Annotated in this window: 12 protein-coding genes; 5 read left to right on the top strand and 7 right to left on the bottom strand. The window is 55.2% G+C overall.

All coding sequences use genetic code 11. The features are described from left to right. Window positions 1–145: 145 nt before the first annotated feature. Together rho and trxA are read right to left on the bottom strand one after the other, a co-directional pair. Complete coding sequence (rho, locus tag AC6I8J_RS00730; RefSeq protein ID WP_003851960.1) at window positions 146–1,405, bottom strand: transcription termination factor Rho; 1,260 nt, start codon at window positions 1,403–1,405, stop codon at window positions 146–148. 352 nt (window positions 1,406–1,757) lie between these two features. Then, complete coding sequence (gene trxA / locus AC6I8J_RS00725) at window positions 1,758–2,090, bottom strand: thioredoxin TrxA (RefSeq protein ID WP_003851963.1); 333 nt, start codon at window positions 2,088–2,090, stop codon at window positions 1,758–1,760. Window positions 2,091–2,206: 116 nt separating this feature from the next. Here trxA and rhlB point away from each other — a divergent pair, with 116 nt between their 5' ends. Both rhlB and gppA read left to right on the top strand, forming a co-directional pair. Further along, window positions 2,207–3,499 (top strand): ATP-dependent RNA helicase RhlB, encoded by a 1,293-nt coding sequence (gene rhlB / locus AC6I8J_RS00720; RefSeq protein WP_150013289.1) that lies wholly within the window; start codon window positions 2,207–2,209, stop codon window positions 3,497–3,499. 6 nt (window positions 3,500–3,505) lie between these two features. Continuing rightward, on the top strand, window positions 3,506–4,990 hold the full coding sequence (gene gppA / locus AC6I8J_RS00715) for a guanosine-5'-triphosphate,3'-diphosphate diphosphatase (RefSeq protein ID WP_161733873.1): 1,485 nt from the start codon (window positions 3,506–3,508) through the stop codon (window positions 4,988–4,990). A gap of 42 nt (window positions 4,991–5,032) precedes the next feature. Here gppA and rep read toward each other — a convergent pair whose 3' ends face one another. After that, the gene (gene rep / locus AC6I8J_RS00710) at window positions 5,033–7,054 is read right to left on the bottom strand and encodes a DNA helicase Rep (protein ID WP_161733871.1); all 2,022 of its coding nucleotides are present in this window, start codon (window positions 7,052–7,054) and stop codon (window positions 5,033–5,035) included. A 75-nt stretch (window positions 7,055–7,129) separates the two neighbouring features. Between rep and ppiC the strand changes: the two genes are divergently transcribed. Next, the gene (gene ppiC / locus AC6I8J_RS00705) at window positions 7,130–7,411 is read left to right on the top strand and encodes a peptidylprolyl isomerase PpiC (RefSeq protein WP_008926423.1); all 282 of its coding nucleotides are present in this window, start codon (window positions 7,130–7,132) and stop codon (window positions 7,409–7,411) included. On the opposite strand, the gene AC6I8J_RS00700 is transcribed toward ppiC, so the two are convergent. Together AC6I8J_RS00700 and pdeH are read right to left on the bottom strand one after the other, a co-directional pair. Then, a complete protein-coding gene (locus AC6I8J_RS00700) occupies window positions 7,412–9,472 on the bottom strand; it encodes an AsmA family protein (protein ID WP_161733869.1) in 2,061 nt (686 codons plus the stop codon). A 63-nt stretch (window positions 9,473–9,535) separates the two neighbouring features. Then, window positions 9,536–10,309 (bottom strand): cyclic-guanylate-specific phosphodiesterase, encoded by a 774-nt coding sequence (gene pdeH / locus AC6I8J_RS00695; protein WP_161733867.1) that lies wholly within the window; start codon window positions 10,307–10,309, stop codon window positions 9,536–9,538. 281 nt (window positions 10,310–10,590) lie between these two features. Between pdeH and kdgK the strand changes: the two genes are divergently transcribed. Continuing rightward, on the top strand, window positions 10,591–11,523 hold the full coding sequence (gene kdgK, locus AC6I8J_RS00690) for a 2-dehydro-3-deoxygluconokinase (RefSeq protein ID WP_222924763.1): 933 nt from the start codon (window positions 10,591–10,593) through the stop codon (window positions 11,521–11,523). A 459-nt stretch (window positions 11,524–11,982) separates the two neighbouring features. On the opposite strand, the gene msbA is transcribed toward kdgK, so the two are convergent. Then, the gene (gene msbA / locus AC6I8J_RS00685) at window positions 11,983–13,740 is read right to left on the bottom strand and encodes a lipid A ABC transporter ATP-binding protein/permease MsbA (RefSeq protein ID WP_497824998.1); all 1,758 of its coding nucleotides are present in this window, start codon (window positions 13,738–13,740) and stop codon (window positions 11,983–11,985) included. A gap of 492 nt (window positions 13,741–14,232) precedes the next feature. Between msbA and AC6I8J_RS00680 the strand changes: the two genes are divergently transcribed. Further along, window positions 14,233–15,105, top strand: coding sequence for an alpha/beta hydrolase (locus tag AC6I8J_RS00680; RefSeq protein WP_497824997.1), 873 nt, complete (start codon window positions 14,233–14,235; stop codon window positions 15,103–15,105). Window positions 15,106–15,107: 2 nt separating this feature from the next. On the opposite strand, the gene AC6I8J_RS00675 is transcribed toward AC6I8J_RS00680, so the two are convergent. Next, window positions 15,108–16,598 carry a M16 family metallopeptidase gene (locus tag AC6I8J_RS00675; RefSeq protein WP_161733860.1) on the bottom strand — a complete coding sequence of 497 codons (1,491 nt, stop codon included), beginning with the start codon at window positions 16,596–16,598 and terminating at the stop codon, window positions 15,108–15,110. Window positions 16,599–16,843 lie beyond the last annotated feature (245 nt).

Below are 16,843 nucleotides of genomic sequence, written 5' to 3'. Positions count from 1 at the left end.
CCACAGTCATTATAAATGCTCCTGTCAGTGTTCAATCCTATAGCTCACAAATGAAAAACGCCACGTCGGGACGTGGCGTAAGGTCGATTTTCTGCGCATTTGAACTAAAAAAGCCGAATCTGTGGTCCGGCCTGGCAGTATCAGATTATGAACGCTTCATCATATCGAAGAATTCATCATTGGTTTTGGTCATCGCCAGCTTGTTGATGAGGAATTCCATTGCATCGATTTCGCCCATTGGGTGAATAATTTTACGCAGGATCCACATCTTCTGCAGCTCTTCCTGAGAGGTGAGAAGCTCTTCTTTACGCGTACCAGAACGGTTGTAATCAATCGCCGGGAAGACGCGTTTTTCAGCAATTTTACGAGCGAGATGCAGTTCCATGTTACCGGTACCTTTAAACTCTTCGTAAATGACTTCATCCATCTTAGAACCGGTATCAACCAGCGCGGTCGCGATGATGGTCAGGCTTCCGCCCTCTTCCACATTACGTGCAGCACCAAAGAAACGCTTTGGACGATGCAGGGCATTGGCATCCACACCACCAGTCAGGACTTTACCTGAAGCAGGCACCACGGTGTTGTAGGCACGCGCCAGACGTGTGATGGAGTCGAGCAGGATGATGACATCTTTTTTATGCTCAACCAGACGCTTGGCCTTCTCGATCACCATTTCAGCAACCTGAACGTGGCGCGAAGCGGGCTCATCGAAGGTTGAGGCAATAACTTCGCCTTTCACCAGACGCTGCATCTCGGTCACTTCTTCCGGGCGCTCGTCAATCAGCAGCACCATCAGCACGCAATCCGGGTAGTTGTACGCCAGACTCTGCGCAATGTTCTGCAGCAGCATGGTTTTACCGGCTTTCGGCGGCGCCACGATCAGACCACGCTGACCACGACCAATCGGCGATGCCAGATCGAGTACGCGAGCGGTTAAATCTTCCGTTGAGCCATTACCCCGCTCCATACGCAGACGTTTATTTGCGTGCAGCGGCGTGAGGTTTTCGAACAGAATCTTATTACGCGCGTTTTCCGGCTTATCGTAGTTAACTTCGTTAACTTTCAGCAGCGCAAAATAACGTTCACCTTCTTTTGGTGGACGGATTTTGCCAGAGATGGTGTCACCAGTGCGGAGGTTAAAGCGGCGGATTTGGCTGGGGGAAACGTAGATATCATCAGGGCCGGCGAGGTAGGAGCTGTCTCCGGAACGGAGGAATCCAAATCCATCCTGAAGAATCTCCAGCACGCCATCACCAAAGATGTCTTCGCCGCTTTTCGCGTGCTGCTTCAGGATTGAAAAGATAATGTCCTGCTTACGCATGCGAGCCTGATTTTCCAGCCCCATATTTTCGCCGAGAGTAATCAGCTCAGCAACCGGCGTATTCTTTAATTCGGTAAGATTCATAGTGATGGGTTCTTAAACTCGGGGTAATACTCGGAATGTTTGTCGTGAGTGGTATGGCAATTAATCCATGCCGTTAATGGCTCTTTTCGGCTCTTCCCGACGATCATCGTATGAAATGGCGATCGGTATGCAGGCAGATGTCCGAATGTGATGCCAGAGTTGGAGCTAACCGTAAGATTGCTGAACCGTTCTATCTTTATAAGGTACAGGGCGACAGGGTTCAACAAGGGAAAACTTTTAGATGCAAACTACAAGGTAAGTTCGTAATGCAGTATTGGTAACTTAGCACGCCCGAAAGCGAACGTCCAGCAGCAGGAGATAAATTCACCACTGCCAGACGTTCAGCCCTGAATTACGCCAGGTTGGCGTTCAGGAACTCTTTCAGCTGGCCTTTAGACAGCGCGCCCACTTTGGTCGCGGCGACTTCGCCATTTTTAAACAGCAGCAGCGTCGGGATACCACGAATGCCATATTTCGGCGCCGTGCCTGGGTTATCATCAATATTCAGCTTAGCGATGGTCAGCTTGCCATCATACTCTTCTGCAACTTCATCAAGGATGGGCGCGATCATTTTGCAAGGACCACACCATTCAGCCCAGAAATCTACCAGTGTAACGCCGTCGGCTTTCAGCACGTCGGTGTCGAAACTGTCATCAGTCAGATGAACGATTTTATCGCTGCTCATATTTTACTCCAAAGATTATGCCTGGCGAATTGGCGTAATATATACCAATGTTGGTTGACTTTATTTCATCGGATACGCTTTCGTAAAGCGATAGTAAGCTGATATTCTACCACACTATGAGCAAAACACACTTAACTGAACAGAAGTTTTCCGACTTCGCCCTGCACCCAAAAGTGGTGGAAGCCCTTGATAGTAAAGGCTTTCAATACTGCACGCCGATTCAGGCGTTAGCTCTGCCTTTTACGCTTTCAGGGCGTGATGTTGCAGGCCAGGCGCAAACCGGTACCGGCAAAACGATGGCGTTTCTGACGTCAACGTTTCATCATCTTCTCTCACATCCTGCGGCGGAAGGTCGTCAGGTTAACCAGCCACGGGCTTTAATTCTTGCGCCGACGCGTGAACTTGCTGTGCAGATTCATGCGGATGCCGAACCCCTTACCGCCTCAACCGGCCTGAAACTGGGTCTCGCCTATGGCGGAGACGGTTATGACAAACAGCTGAAAGTGCTGGAACAGGGCGTTGATATTCTGGTGGCAACCACCGGCCGCCTGATCGATTACGCGAAGCAGAATCATGTCAACCTCGGTGCCATTCAGGTCATGGTACTGGACGAAGCCGATCGCATGTTCGACCTCGGCTTTATTAAAGATATCCGCTGGCTGTTCCGTCGCATGCCGCCTGCTACGCAGCGTCTGAGTATGCTGTTCTCGGCGACGCTCTCTTATCGCGTCCGTGAACTGGCGTTTGAGCACATGAACAGTGCTGAATATGTGGAAGTGGAACCGGAACAAAAAACCGGCCATCGCATTCAGGAAGAGCTTTTCTATCCGTCTAACGAAGAGAAAATGCGCCTGCTGCAGACCCTGCTGGAAGAAGAGTGGCCCGATCGCGCCATTATCTTCGCCAATACCAAGCACCGCTGTGAAGATATCTGGGGCCACCTGGCTGCCGATGGACACCGTGTTGGTCTGCTGACCGGCGACGTGGCTCAGAAGAAACGCCTGCGCATTCTGGATGACTTCACCAAAGGTGATGTGGATATTCTGGTCGCCACCGATGTGGCCGCTCGCGGTCTGCACATTCCGGCTGTGACGCACGTCTTTAACTACGATCTGCCAGATGACTGTGAAGATTACGTTCACCGTATTGGCCGTACCGGTCGTGCAGGCGCCAGCGGACACTCTATCAGCCTGGCCTGTGAAGAGTACGCGCTGAACCTGCCTTCAATTGAAGAGTACATTGGCCACAGCATTCCTGTCAGCAAGTACAGCAGCGAGGCGTTGTTAACCGATTTACCGCCGCCTAAACGTCTGCAACGCAGCCGTACCGGCAATGGCCAGCGTCGCGGAGGGAATAACGCCAATCGTCGCGGTGCTCCACGCAACAATAACCGCAAACGTTCAGGTTAGGCCACCATGCTCAGCGCGTCGTCACTTTATGCAGCGATCGATTTAGGGTCTAACAGCTTTCATATGTTGGTGGTGCGCGAAGTTTCTGGCAGTATTCAGACCGTCGCAAAAATTAAGCGCAAGGTTCGCCTTGCTGCCGGTCTGGATAAAAATAACCTGTTGTCAGCCGATGCGATGTCGCGTGGCTGGCAATGCCTCAGACTCTTCTCTGAACAATTGCAGGATATTCCCCCCGATCAGATTCGCGTGGTGGCGACCGCCACGCTGCGTCTGGCTGCCAATGCGCAGACCTTCCTCAACACCGCCCAACAGATTCTCGGCTGTACCATCAACGTCATCAGCGGTGAAGAAGAGGCGCGCCTGATTTATCAGGGCGTGGCCCACACTACCGGCGGTTCCGACCAGCGCTTAGTGGTCGATATCGGCGGCGGCAGTACCGAACTGGCTACCGGCGACGGTTCACACGCATCAGTGCTGTTCAGCCTGTCGATGGGCTGTGTGACGTGGCTGGAGCGCTTCTTCAGCGATCGTCATCTGGCAAAAGAGAACTTCGACCAGGCTGAACAGGCGGCCCGTGAGATGATCCAGCCGATTGCCGCGCAACTGCGTGCGCAGGGCTGGCAGGCCTGTGTCGGGGCATCCGGCACGGTTCAGGCGCTGCAGGAGATTATGGTGGCGCAGGGTATGGATGAGCGCATCACGCTGAATAAACTGCAGCAGCTGAAGCAGCGCGCTATACAGTGCGGCAAACTGGAAGAGCTGGAAATTGAAGGACTGACGCTGGAACGGGCACTGGTGTTCCCCAGCGGCCTGTCGATTCTGATCGCTATCTTCCAGGCGCTCAGCATTGATAGCATGACGCTGGCAGGTGGTGCACTGCGGGAAGGACTGGTTTACGGCATGCTGCATCTGCCGATTGACCGCGATATCCGTACCCGCACGCTGCACAACGTTCAGCGCCGTTTCAGCATCGATGTCGAACAGGCAGACCGCGTGCGTCAGCTGGCAGAGAGCTTTTTCGGTCAGGTTTCCACGCCGTGGAAGCTGGATCAGCGCTGTCGTGAGCTGCTGCTCAGCGCCTGCGCGATCCACGAAATTGGCCTGAGCGTCGACTTCCGTCATGCGCCGCAGCACGCGGCGTATCTGGTGCGTCACCTCGACCTTCCCGGCTTCACACCGGCACAGAAGAAGCTGCTGGCCTGTTTACTGCAAAATCAGAGCGGCAGCATCGATCTGGCATTGCTGACTCAGCAAAACGCGCTGCCGCCGCGCCTGGCGGAACGGATGTGCCGTCTGCTGCGGCTGGCGATTATTTTCTCCACCCGCCGTCGCGACGACACTCTGCCTGCAGTGCGGTTACTGGCAGACGATGATGCCCTGCATCTGACCCTGCCCGCAGGCTGGCTGGAGGCGCATCCGCTGCGCAGCGAACTGCTGGAGCAGGAAAGCCACTATCAGTCTTACGTCCACTGGTTGTTAACCCTGTCGTAATGGCACCCGCGTGAGGCGAATCTCCTTCGCCTCCTGCGAGGTTTAACTCTTCTTCGCCTTATCGAGCATCGCTCTCAACCCGGCGACCCGACTCTGCCCGGTTTTCATCCGCTCTTCCGCACTGACCACTTTGCGCTCGGTCTCCCATTGCAGATCGTCCTGGGGCAACTCCAGCAGGAAACGACTTGGTTCAGGCCGGATTAACTCGCCATACTGCCGGCGCTCGCGACACAGGGTGAAAGTCAGTTCTTTCTGCGCCCGCGTGATCCCCACGTAAGCCAGGCGACGCTCCTCTTCGATGTTGTTCTCATCGATACTGCTCTGATGCGGCAGCAGTCCCTCTTCCATGCCCACCAGGAATACATAGGGGAACTCCAGACCTTTAGAGGCATGCAGCGTCATCAATTGCACCTGATCAAGCTCTTCATCACTTTCACCGCGCTCCATCATGTCGCGCAGGGTAAAGCGCGTTACCACCTGCGCCAGCGTCATCGGCTCATCAATATCGCTGCCTTCCAGCATTTCAGTCATCCACTGAAACAGCGTATTGACGTTTTTCATCCGCATTTCGGCGGCTTTCGGGCTGCCGGAGGTTTCGAATAGCCAGCTTTCGTAGTCGATGCCGCGAATCAAATCGCGGACGGCATTCACCGGCTCACGTTCGCTCAGCTGGATAATCTCATTCAGCCAGTGGGTGAAGCGCTGCAGATGCTCCAGACCACGGCCGCTCAGCGTCTGCCCCAGACCGACATCAAAGCTGGCGTTAAACAGACTCTTGCTCCGCAGGTTGGCCCACTCACCGAGCTTCTGCAGCGTCGCCGGGCCAATCTCGCGGCGCGGCGTATTGACGATCCGCAGAAACGCGCTGTCATCCTCGGGATTGGTCAGCACACGCAGATAGGCGAGCAGATCTTTGATCTCAGGACGTGAGAAGAAGGAGGTGCCGCCAGAGATGCGATAAGGGATGCGGTTCTGCATCAGAAACTTTTCAAAGGTCCGTGACTGATGGTTACCACGATAGAGAATCGCGTAATCTTTGTACTGCGTTTTGTTGATAAAGTGATGCGCGATCAGTTCGCCAGTGACCCGCTCCGCCTCATGCTCTTCGCTGTTGGCGGTAAGCACTTTCAACTCGCTACCCTGCCCCAGCTCCGAAAAGAGGCGCTTTTCAAAGACGTGCGGATTATTGGCAATCAGGATATTTGCCGCTTTCAGTATGCGCTGCGAAGAACGATAGTTCTGCTCCAGCTTCACCACCTCCAGCGCCGGGAAATCCTGATTCAGCAGCACCAGATTCTGCGGCCGTGCGCCGCGCCAGGAGTAGATCGACTGGTCATCATCGCCGACTACTGTGAAGCGCGCGCGTGCGCCAACCAGCAGCTTAACCAGTTCATACTGGCTGGTGTTGGTGTCCTGATACTCATCCACCAGCAGATAGCGGATACGCTGCTGCCAGCGCTCGCGCACTTCCTGATTACGCTGCAGCAGCAGCGTCGGCAGCAGGATCAGGTCATCAAAATCCAGTACGTTGCACGCCTTCAGATGCTGGCTGTAGAGGGCATAGCAGTGGGCAAAGATATTATCCTGCTGCGAGCGCGCCAGCGCGGCGGCGCCCTGCGGATCGATCAGATCATTTTTCCAGTTCGAAATGGTGGAGATGAGCTGCTGTAGCAGCGTCTTATCCTCTTCCAGCCACTCTTTGGTCAGCTCTTTTAGCAGGGCGAGCTGATCCTGATCGTCGAACAGTGAGAAGTTGGACTTCATGCCCAGCGCCGCCGTCTCGCGCTTGATGATCTCCAGTCCCAGCGTATGGAAAGTCGAGATCAGCAGGCCACGCGCCTCTTTGCGGCCCAGCGTCTGTGCCACACGCTCTTTCATTTCGCGCGAGGCTTTATTGGTAAAGGTTACTGCGGCGATATGGCGCGCCTGATAGCCGCATTCACGAATCAGATGGGCGATTTTGTTGGTAATCACGCGGGTTTTGCCTGATCCCGCGCCCGCCAGCACCAGACAGGGACCGGTAACAAATTCGACGGCACGTTGTTGGCTGGGGTTTAAACGCATAAAAGAAATCGCCTGATTGAATCAAAAGAAAGGGGTTTATACTGGGCGGCAATTATACACAAGCGAGATACCAACATGGCGAAAACCGCGGCGGCTTTACACATCCTGGTCAAAGAGGAGGCGCTGGCAAAAGAGATTCTGGCGAAACTGGCGAAAGGCGGCAATTTTCAGGAGCTGGCAAAGAAGCACTCTACCTGTCCTTCCGGCCGGAAGGGGGGCGATCTGGGCGAGTTCCGTCAGGGACAGATGGTGCCGGCCTTTGATAAAGCGGTCTTTACCTGCCCGCTGCTGACGCCTTACGGGCCGGTAAAGACCGGCTTTGGTTATCACATTATCAAAGTGCTCTACCGCAACTAGTTACTTCTTCTGCTTCATCTGCTGCAGGACGGTGCTGCACTGATTGTCTTCGTTATCGCTTGGCGAGATCATGGCCAGCAGCGCCGCTGCCGGGCCGACGACCGCACCCAGTGCCACAGCAGCGGCACCGCGGGCCAGCAATGGCCCTGCTTTCACGCCTGCATCAGGATTTTTAAAGGTACCGCGCACGTAGAGCGGGGAGCGCAGCGTCACGATGCGGATGCCCTTACTCTCCGGATTCACCGACAGATCCAGTCTCTCACTGGCGAAGTTGGCGTTGCCTGACACATTGATAATCGCGTTCTCGGTATCAAATACAAACAGGTTCGGGGTCGCCACACCATTCTGCAGTCTGAGATCGGTCGCGGCGCAGTTGATACGCACCTGGTCATCGCCAAACAGCTTGCCCACCACGTAGTTACCGACGTTGAGTCCGGCAATCTCCATCAGGCTGCGACTGATCAGCCCATCATTCATCAGCAGCTTAAGCTGACCATTGCTGGTCGCCAGCAGATCGGCCACTGAGTTACCGGTGCCGGTAAAGCTGGCATCGCCATTGAGCTGACCACGGCTGTTCTTCATTGCGTCCACCGTCGGGAAGAGCTGACGCAGCTGCAGCTTACGTACATGAAGGTCAACCCGACCACGCATCGGCGAGCGATCGCCCTCCAGTCGGATGGTGCTGTTGAGACTGCCACCTGCCACACCAAAGCGCAGCGGATCCAGCAGCAGATCGCCGCTTTTCAGCTGTAAGTGGGTGTAGAGATCGCTTAACGGCAGTGAATTACTGTGTTCGATTCGTTTGCCGCTGAACTTCACATCGGCATCCATCACGTCCCAGTTTTTGGTCTCAAATTTATCGTGCGGCAGCACGCGGTCGGCGGGTTGATTCGATTTCTCACCGCGACGGGCTTTGGCCTGCGCGGTTTTTTCACTGCCTTTGCCAGAGTCTACGCCAATCAGCGGCCCCAGATCGGCCATGCGCAGTTGCTCCGAGGTCAGTTCACCGGTCAACGTTGGACGGGGTTTGCCCTGCGTGTAAATCAGGGAGCCATGAATATCGCTGTCGCCAATGTGTCCGTTGAATTTCTCATAACGGTAGACCGCACCTTTTTCGCCATTGAATTTAGCAATCAGATGGCCGTCAGTTTCATAAGGCGGTGTGTCAGGCAACAGGACGCCGGTCAGGCCGTAGAGATTCGCCAGCGTATCGCCCGAGAAGCGCAGTCGCACATTCAGCCCGCCGAGGTTCATTGGATCCTGCAGACCACCGGTAACCTGCACGCGCGTGGAGCCATTGCGCACATCGGCCTGAATCGGGAACGGGGTGTTCTGGCTGCGCAGCGACAGCATGCCGCCGATTTTGCCGTCGCCACTGAGATTCTCGTTGTTGTAGGTGCCACTGGCCTTCCAGCCAAAGACAAAGTTGCCCGCGCCCTTCTGCTGGTCGTTGCCGCCGGCGATCTGCGCGTAAGGCACCGGTTTGCCTAGCGGATTGACCTGCACCGTCACATCTGCACGGTTAACGGCATCGCGATAACGAATCTGGCCCTGATCGAACAGAATATTATCCAGACGGAAGGACCAGGCCGATGGCGCGGCATTCTTCTCATCTTTGTCGCTTTCGGCCAGCGTAAAGGTCCAGTTGTTCTTTTTATCTGCAGTCTGGATCAGTCGGGCATCGGGCCGCTGCAGCTTAATCCATGGAATGAACAGCTCCTTATGCAGCAACGACAGCGGTGACAGCGTGGCATCCACACGTTGCAGATGCACCATGGTGACGTCAGAAATATCTGGCGGATTGCCCAGCATAATATCTTCCGCATGCACCTGCGGCCATGGCACCCAGCGCCGCCAGCCTGCCTCGTCGCGATTTCTCGCCCAGTCGATACCCAAATCTCCCCGTATCGCAAAGGGGCGATTTAATTCGGTAGAGACTTTCTGATTGATGGTGGGTTTCAGGCGATTCCAGTCAAAGGTGGCGATGACGACGATAATCACCACGATTAATAACACCAGAATTCCTGCTACCCAGCTGACTATTTTCCCGGTACGCGACATTACGCTTTCTCCTTGCACATTCACGGTCTGCGTTAAAGATAGTCGAGACGGCGAGCAACGGCATCAGGGAAGCTGGATAGTGAGATGATTCAGTTCAGAAAATGGGACAGGTCGCGAAAAGTAGTAGCCCTGGGCCGCGATAGCGGGGGATGCTTTAACCTGCTGCCACTGCGCTTCCGTCTCCACGCCTTCAACAATGACGCCGTTGCAGTAGCGATTGATCAGCGCCAGCAGCATCGAAAACAGGCTGCGCCCTTCATTGGTGGTGCCCAGCATAGTAAAAAGGTCGCGCGACAGCTTGATGTAATCATATTTCAGTTCGGTCAGCGCCGAGAAATTCGCCATACCCGAACCGAAGTCATCCAGCCACAGCGGCCCCAGTTCAGGTATTTTCGCTACTTTCTCCTCCTGCGGCAGCGCCTGGTGCTCGGTGAGTTCAAAGCGTATCCATGGCAGGCTGGCAATGAGGCGACGAATAGCGGGTCGGTGCTGAATGGCCAGCAGTGAGGGACCGTCTATGTTGACCGAGGCGACCACATCATTGTGTTCGAAAAATGCAGTCCATTCTGCGAGGAGCTCGAGCTGCTCATACACTACGTTCAGGCGCTGAGCGATATCGAGTCCGGCAAACCAGGCTTCAGGCGAGAGATTCCTTTCCGGCGCCATGGGATGATAAACGGCGGTCAGCAGTTCAATCGCCAGTAACCGACCTGTTACCCGATAAATCGGCTGAAACCGATAGCGTCGATGACATTGTTGCCAGAAGAGCGGCGTTTCCGTGTGGAGATTAAGGTCGGTTGAAGACGGCAGCCATTGGCTAATATTCTCCATCACCATGCTATTTTCCTGGTTGGTAATACGTCCCCAAAACGGGAGACTCAAGCGATTATCGTAAATGCCTGTGATAATGAGATGAATGGGGCGGCCGTATGAAAACGGAGAGTTTACCAGCCGTTTCGTTAGCATAATCGGTAAAACAGGCCGAAATTAGCCGCTCTTATCGCCCGGATCGCGGCTTTTCTGCGCCTTAAGTTAAATTAAAACACCGTTTTAAAACCATTGACGTCTGCCATACCAGACGCGAGACTAAGGCGATATTTCACTACAGGTCTGAAACCATGACGCAGAAGAAAATTGCCATCATCGGCGAATGCATGATTGAGCTGTCCGAAAAGGGTGAGAACATTAAGCGAGGCTTTGGCGGCGATACCCTTAACACGGCGGTGTATCTCGCCCGCCAGGTTGATGAGCCGCAGTTGCGGGTCGATTATGTTACCGCGCTGGGGACGGATTCGTTCAGCGATCAGATGATCGCAGCCTGGCAGCAGGAGAAGGTGAATACGGACCTGATTCAGCGCCTCGATAATAAGATGCCGGGCCTGTATGTGATTGAAACCGATGCCGACGGCGAGCGTACGTTCTGGTACTGGCGCAGCGATGCTGCCGCGCGTTACTGGCTCGACAGCCCGCAATCCGCAGAGATAGCCGAACAGCTGTCGCACTACGATTATCTCTACCTCAGCGGCATCAGTCTGGCGATTCTGCCGCCGGCAAGTCGTGAGAAGCTGATGGCGCTGCTGGCCCGCTGCCAGGCGAATGGCGGCAGGGTGATTTTCGATAACAACTACCGCCCGCGTTTATGGGCCGACCGCGCCAGCGCGCAGGCTGCATATCGCGCCATGCTGAACTGTACCGATATCGCTTTCCTGACGCTGGATGATGAACATCTGCTGTGGGGCGAGCAGCCGCTCGATGACGTTATTTCGCGTACCCGTCAGGCCGGTGCCAGCGAAATCGTCATTAAGCGGGGTGCAGAGTCATGTCTGGTCGCTATCGGCGATGCGCCGCTGATTGAGGTGCCTGCGGTACGTCTGGCGAAAGAGAGAGTAATCGATACGACGGCCGCTGGCGATTCATTCAGTGCCGGGTATCTGGCGCGCCGTCTGACGGGCGCTTCTGCAGAGGCCGCCGCGCAGCGCGGACACCTGACCGCCAGCACCGTGATTCAGCATCGCGGTGCGATTATTCCGGCAGCGGCGATGCCAGAGTGATGCTGTAGCAGTTAGCGTCGTGAAGATCTATCTGCGAATATAGATGACGGAAAATGCGCCCTTGGGCGCATTTTTTTGCGCTGCTGGTTATGTCTGGCTGAGTCGCGGTGAGAAGGAGCCTGCACAGGAAACCGGGTCAGATCGGAAAGACGCAAAAAATGTCATCCCTGACACGTTCGGTCCGCGCGATTACGCACCTCATCCCTGAGGTGCGCCCGTTGCCGGGCCAACGCGTTGCGTTGTTCAAAAACGCTCCCGGCGTTTTTAGTACGCACCTCATCCCTGAGGTGCGCCCGTAAATGGGCCAACGCGTTGCGTTGTTCAAAAACGCTCCCGGCGTTTTTGTCTTGCGCGGGACGCTTTCCTCTTCTGACCCGGTTCCCTGCACGTTGAGCTGATTTATTGCTGCTGGATTCACTCTGATTTGCCTTTCAGGCAGTGATTTGGCACAAACAACTCTTACGCACAAAGCGGCTGACTGAACTGCATCTGATAGAGCCGCGCATATGCGCCGTTCTGTTGCAGCAACTGCTGATGCGAGCCGCGCTCCACAATTTTCCCCTCATCTACCAGCAGAATTTCATCAGCCTTTTCAATGGTCGAGAGACGGTGAGCGATGATCAGCGTGGTCCGGTTCTGCTGCAGCGTCTCCAGCGCAGACTGAATCGCGCGTTCAGACTCGGTGTCCAGAGCTGAGGTCGCTTCGTCGAGGATCAGAATCGGGCTGTCTCGCAACAGGGCGCGGGCAATGGCGATGCGCTGCCGCTGTCCACCCGACAGCAGCACGCCGTTTTCTCCAATCACCGTATCCAGTCCGTTATCCATTTTATTAACGAATTCCATGGCATGGGCCATCTCTGCCGCCTTTTCTATTTCCTCGCGGCTGAAGACATCGGTACGGGCATAGGCAATATTGTTGGCAACCGTGTCATTGAACAGGTGAACATGCTGAGAGACCAGCGCCACCTGCTCGCGCAGCGAGGCCAGGGTGTAATCACGCAGGTCATGGCCATCCAGCAAAATTTCGCCGCTGTCGATGTCGTAAAAGCGCGTCAGCAGGCTGGCAAGGGTCGATTTCCCTGAACCGGAACGGCCGACCAGCGCCACGGTTTTACCGGCAGGAATGGTCAGATTGATCTGCTGCAGCGCCGGTGTTTCCGCGACCGGATAGGTAAAGGTAACATCCCGAAATTCAATGTTGCCGGTGGCGCGCTTAACCACGCGTGTCCCTTCATCTTTCTCCTGTTCCATATCCAGAATCGCAAACAGCGTCTGACAGGCCGCCATGCCGCGCTGGAACTGGGCATTGACGTTGGTCAGCGACTTTAACGGACGCATCAGCATCAGCATGGCGGAAAAAACCGCACTGATAGAGCCTGCGGTCAGCGTGGCCATCACCGAGGGGAAACTGGCCGCATAGAGCACAAAGGCGAGTGCCGAGGAGGCGAGCAGCTGAATAATCGGATCGGAGAGTGAGGTCGCCGAGACCATTTTCATTCCCTGGCGACGCATGTTGTTGCTGACCTGTCCGAAGCGGTCGGACTCAACCTGCTGGCCGCCAAACATCAGCACCTCTTTATGCCCTTTCAGCATCTGCTCGGCATGAGAAGTCACCTGCCCCATGGTGTTCTGCATATTTTTGCTGATGCGGCGAAAGCGCCTGGAGACGATACGAATTGCCAGCGACACAATAGGTGCCAGCACCAGAAGGATCAGCGAAAGTTGCCAGCTGTAGTAAAACATCATCACAAACAGGCCAAGAATAGAGGCCCCTTCACGCACTACCGTCACCAGTGAACCAGAAGAGGAAGAGGCGACCTGCTCACAATCGTAGCTGATACGGGAGAGCAGCGTACCGGTTGATTGCTGATCAAAAAATGCCACCGGCATGCCCATCATATGGCTGAACAGGCGACAACGCAGGGCCATCACCACTTTGCCTGACACCCACGAGATACAGTAACTGGAGAGATAGCCGCTGACACCGCGGATCAGGATCAGCCCGATAATCACCAGCGGCATCCAGACCAGAATGCCGGGATTTTTCTGGCCAATGACATCGTCCAGCAGCGTCTTCAGTAACGTCAGCATAAACGGGTCTATGGCGGCGTTGACGATCAGGGCAACACCCGCGACCAATAGCCCCAGTCTGAAGGGAGAAATCATCGGCCACAGGCGACCAAAGGTTTGTCTGGTAGAGAGATTGGTATCAAGCATGACATGCCTCTTACCGTTGTGAACAGACGGAGGATGTTATGTTAAACCGCATCAACCAACAGGAAACTGCCGCGTGGTAAATAATGCTGACCATTCCCAAATGAGACTGGCACATTAATCTCAGCATTGAGACGGGGATCACTCTGGCACGAAAAGCATTATGTCGCCTTAACAGCAAACAGCGTGATATCCGGTAAATTGCGTCTAACAAAGTGGCCCGTGCCAGTTATTTACCTTAAGCTGAAAATTAGTGGTTAATAACGGACACTCTTCGGCAATCCTCTTTAATCTCTCTTATAATTTATTGATTAATATTAATCAGTTACGCAAACAAATCGCTCTCCAGGCATAGTCCTAATCTGGTCAGATTCGCCCTTTTCGGATGGACGACCGCCTGAAAAAAGACCATCTTTTAATCAAAAGACAGCAGGACGCTGTTCTCTCCGGCCGCGAACAAAACAATTAAAATATTCCCCGCATCAGGATCTATTTATGCACACAGAAATTATTAATATCTGGCCACACGGTGATGCACCAGGCGCCAGCGACTCGCGCGCCGAGCCGCAGATTGTCGATATGGCAAAAGAGTATGAGCCTTACGATCGCGCCGCTACCGGCGTGCGTTGCCCGGAGATGGCGATCTGGCATCCGGTCGAATCCAATGGCATTACCCTGCTGGTCGCACCGGGCGGTGGCTATCAGCGTGTCATGATCGATCGTGAAGGCAGCGCGCTGGCAACCTTCTTTACTTCAATGGGCTACACCCTGGCGGTCATGACCTATCGCCTGCCCTACGACGGGCATCACGAAGGTCCCGATGCGCCGCTGGCCGATGCGCAGCGTGCGGTTCGCGTCCTGCGTGATCGGGCACAGCGCGGCCTGAACGGTAAATACATTGTGATGATGGGCTTTTCGTCGGGTGGCCACGTGGCGGCCAGCCTGGGAACGCGTTTCGCAGAGAAACTCTATCCAGTGCAGGATGGCGCTGAAAACTTCTCGCCGCGTCCGGATGCGATGGTACTGGTCTATCCCCTGATCAGTATGCGTGACGGCATCGCCCACGAAGGTGCCAGAACCCGCCTGCTGGGTGCATGGCCCGATCAGAAAACGATTGAAGCCTATTCAATGGAAACCCGGGTTCATCCGCTGGTGCCGCCGACGCTGTTAATCCACGCCGCCGACGATGACGATGTCTCAGTGAATCACAGCATGGCGTTTTTCGGCGCGCTGCGTGAGCATAAGGTTCCGGCAGAGGTGCATTTCTATCAGAAAGGCGGGCACGGATTTGGTATCCGTGGCGTGGCAGATTTGCCCCTCGCCAGCTGGCCGATGTTAGTGACCGAGTGGCTCAGGGCAAAAACCTGACGTTACGCGGCGGGCGGAACGTCTTTGACGTTGCTATCCGGCGGACTGGCTTCATTGCTGGTCGCCGGTGCCGCTGGCGGTGACATCACTTTGTCCCAGCTGTTTTGCAGGCTCTTCACGTTGGTTTCCGCTTCGCCTTCCGGCTGAATCAGAACCATCATCAGCTCCTGCGTCAGCTGCTGACGCAGCTCCTGGTTCAGCTGTTCGCGGGTCAGGCCGGCCAGGAAAGTCTGACGCAGCTTCTGATACTGCTCTGGCGCGATATCGACCACGGCGTTCTGCTGCGAGCGCAGGCGCTGGCTCATCAGCACATCCGTATCGGTGCGGGCATAAGTGGTAAACAGCTTGTTCAGCTCCAGCAGCTTCTGCGCCATCAGCGCATCAAACTCCTCCTGCGGTATGCCTTTATCACGCACGTTCGCCAGCTCACGTGCCACCAGATTCATATTCTGCGCCAGATTGTCATTGCGCCCATCCATGTTGATGGAACACTGCGCCCGCTGATAGAGCACCCGGCAGTCGAATCCGACCTGGATGCCCTGCGCCTTACTGTCGCTGAGTGCACGCTGAACGTGCCAGAACAGCGCTTCACGGGCCAGGTCGCTCTGCCAGTAACGCTGCAGATTCTGGGAGTCACGAATCGGTTGCCATGGCGTATCCCACACCAGCGACAGACGATCCTGCGTCATGTTGCTGCTGACCAGATTCACCGGCTCATGTGGCAGCGGTGACAGCGTCGGCAGTGGCGCAGGGGTTTCACGTTTGCCGGTTAACGCCGAAAAGGTTTTGTTGATCTGTTCAGAGAGGTTACGGCTGTCGACGTTGCCTACCACATAGAGCGTCATCGCGTCCGGGGTGTACCACTGATGATAAAAATCGCTGAGCTGGGTTAAATCCACCGGCGCACGGGGTTGTGTAGCGGGATCGTGCGCCAGCAGCGCGGAGCCTTTCAGGCGGTAGCGCCACCAGACATCCTGCGGATCTTTCGGCCAGGTCGCCACCGGATCGGAGGCGGCCAGCGCGGTGTTAACCACCTCTTCAGTGATCGCCATATTGCCCGCCGTGGCCGCCAGCCAGTTCAGCGCTTCTTTCAGCAGCTCAGGGCGGTTATTCGGCAGGCTCAGATTATATTGGGTGGAATCATAGGAGATGATGACGGGCGGCAGCGGATGCTGAGGATCCATCGCCTGTTGCCATAGCGCACGCTGCTGATGATTATCGAGTGCAGTGTTATGCACCATCGCCAGGCGTGGCAGCAGATGACTGAAGCCGGTCTGTTGCGCACTCTCCACCAGCGAACCGGTATTCACCACCAGACGCAGTTCAATGCGGTCGCTGGGCCGTTGCGGTGTGGCCAGTAACTGCCAGTTAAATCCATTATCCAGCTTGCCTTCCTGCCAGGCCGGATCCGGTTGCAGCGTTTCGGCCTGGAGACCAAAGCTGCCTGCCAGCACTAATCCACCAACCAAAAGCCGAATTCTGGTGCCCTGCATGTGAACCCCTACTCAAATAATTCAAATATCATTATCACTGGCGCATATTGCCGCTGTTATTAACGAACCGGCTGACGCCGATTCGCGCTGTTATCCAACAACAGAGTGTTTGACCACAGGAAGCTCAGGATGTCGCGCAACGAAGTGAAAAACGTCAAAAAAAACAAGTGGGGTTCATTATGCAAATGCCCGCTGTCAGGGCAAGCGACAGCGGGCATTTGTGGGGATTTAAGTGAAATTCAATG

It is taken from the genome of Pantoea sp. X-Soil-ISGK-355 (assembly GCF_059730805.1).
The sequence above is the reverse complement of the archived record's forward strand: the minus strand, read 5'-3'. Positions and strand labels throughout refer to the sequence as shown.